The sequence below is a fragment of the Streptomyces sp. NRRL B-24572 genome, assembly GCF_002156145.1.
GTDB classification, from domain to species: Bacteria; Actinomycetota; Actinomycetes; order Streptomycetales; family Streptomycetaceae; genus Streptomyces; species Streptomyces vietnamensis.
In genome coordinates this window covers 1-1997 of the sequence record NZ_MWIG01000719.1, presented here as the reverse complement: position 1 = coordinate 1997, position 1997 = coordinate 1, and the positions used below count along the sequence as shown (strand labels likewise).

Annotated in this window: 3 protein-coding genes; 1 reads left to right on the top strand and 2 read right to left on the bottom strand. The window is 72.8% G+C overall.

Translation table 11 applies throughout. From position 1 onward, the window contains the following. Together CCN56_RS34400 and CCN56_RS34395 are read right to left on the bottom strand one after the other, a co-directional pair. Window positions 1–307 (bottom strand): transposase (locus CCN56_RS34400; RefSeq protein WP_143664713.1); only part of this gene is annotated, 307 nt, incomplete at its 3' end. Window positions 308–345: 38 nt separating this feature from the next. Continuing rightward, window positions 346–1167, bottom strand: coding sequence for a DUF3626 domain-containing protein (locus CCN56_RS34395; RefSeq protein ID WP_086831735.1), 822 nt, complete (start codon window positions 1165–1167; stop codon window positions 346–348). A gap of 146 nt (window positions 1168–1313) precedes the next feature. Here CCN56_RS34395 and CCN56_RS34390 point away from each other — a divergent pair, with 146 nt between their 5' ends. Continuing rightward, window positions 1314–1973, top strand: coding sequence for a ThuA domain-containing protein (locus CCN56_RS34390; protein ID WP_086831734.1), 660 nt, complete (start codon window positions 1314–1316; stop codon window positions 1971–1973). Window positions 1974–1997 lie beyond the last annotated feature (24 nt).

Here is a 1997-nt window from a genome sequence, read left to right as displayed (position 1 = left end):
GAGACAGATCCAGGAGGCCGTCGTCGAGGCGGTGCAGGATCTCCTCGTGCAGCCGGCCCCAGACTCCTGCACGCGACCAGATCAGGAACCGGCGGTGCGCGGTCGACTTCGATATCCCGAAGCAGGGTGGCAGGGCCCGCCAGGCGCATCCGGACACCAGCACGTAGATGATCGCGGCGAACAGTGTCTCATCAGGCGTGTCCTGCGTCCCGCCACCCTGCGGCCGCACCCGGGAGGGCGGGATCAGCGGCTTGGCGATCTCCCACAACCCGTCCGGAACAATCCAACTCCACGTACCCCGCCCCATGACGGCCTCAACGACCGCCTCACCACATAGGACACGGTCTAAGGGCGGGCGACGGGGGCGCCGAAGCGGGCCAGGTAGTGCCAGACCCTCTTCACGTCCTGCTGGTCGTACCGTCCCGAGGCGGCCGCCTCCTGCACGATCCGGGGGTCGAGGCGGCCGTCGACCGCGATCCGGGCCGCGAGCTCCACGTACTCGGGCCCCCGGAAGTCGGGGTGCCGCCGCAGCTCGTCGACGGAGACGCGGAAACCCCCGTGCCACTCCACCGGGCACGGCAGCCGCCGCGCCGCCTCCTCCACCTCCGTGCCCCGGTGGCTCGGGTCCAGGACCAGTGCCTCCACGTCCCGCCCGATCACCACCGGGCCGTGGACCTGCGCCTCGATGTAGTCGTCGAGCGGATCCTGCTCGTCGGCCTCGGCGAGGGCGATCAGGCGCATGCGGGACGCGACGCCGAAGTCGTCGGGCTCCAGGAAACTGTCCGGATAGCAGAAGGTCGCACGCTCCACGGCGGCCGTCGTGAGCCGCAGATGGGCGGAGCCGAAGCGAGGAGCGGCGCCGAAGGGGCGGCGGCGGAAGTCGAGGGCGCCGTACACCGGGCGCGTCTCCGCCGGGGCCGCGTCGTACGCCCCGCCGAATATGCGGCTCTCCCAGTGCCAGCGGTCCCCGCCGGGGCGGGCGGTGAGGTCGCCGTTGCTGGTGCCGGTGACGAACTGGGAGCGGTAGACCCCCTCGTCCGCGAGCCGGTGCAGGAAGTGCGGGTGGAAGTTGAGGGTGATCCGCAGGGCCGGGTCGAGCGGATCGCCGGTGGAGCGGTCGGCGACGTGGGCGAGGGCCCGCCGGGCGTGATCATGAAGAGGCGTCATCGGGGCAGTGTGCAGGAGCGGAGGGGGTTGCGGCCCGCGGTTTTCGGTGGCTACGGTCGGGGCGGCGGGGGAAAGCGCTTTCTCCCAGGCTTTCCCCGGCTTTCTCCGCCACCCGCCCCGTTCCGTACCGCCCTGGAGTCCACCGCGTGCCCACCGCCGACGTCCTGATCTACACCCGTACGGCGGGATACCGCCACGACTCGATCCCCGCCGGCGCCACCGCCCTCGCCGGGCTGGCGCGCGAGCTCGGAAGGGCGGCCGATATCACCGAGGATCCCGACGCCTTCACTCCCGAGCGGCTCGGCCGGTGCGCCGTCGTCGTCCTGCTGTCCACGACCGGGAACGTCCTGACGCCCGAGGGGCGCACCGCCTTCGAGGCGTACCTCCGGGGCGGCGGCTCGCTGCTCGCCGTGCACGCCGCCGCCAACGCCGAACCGGACTGGCCCTTCTACGGCGAGCTCCTCGGCACCCGGTTCGACGGCCACCCCGAGATCCAGCCGGGCCTCGTCCTCGTGGGCGACCGCGACCATCCGGCGACCGCCCCGCTCCCGGCCCGCTGGGCCCGCACCGACGAGTGGTACAACTTCACGTCCCACCCGGGGGACGGTGGCGTACGGATCCTGGCACGGGCCGACGAGACCTCCTACCGGGGAGGCACCCACGGCGACGACCACCCGCTCGTCTGGTGCCGGGAGGTCGACCGGGGCCGCTTCTTCTTCACCGCGCTCGGGCACGCCTCGGAGACGTACCGCGACCCGGCGTTCCGCGCCCACCTCTCCGGTGCCCTGGCCTGGCTGACGGCCTAGGGCCGTCCGGCGGATCAGGGTCGG

What these genes read in the sequence shown, in the direction of transcription:
- CCN56_RS34395 (WP_086831735.1), bottom strand. Translation starts at nt 1,167, where the DNA reads ATGACGCCTCTTCATGATCACGCCCGGCGGGCCCTCGCCCACGTCGCC.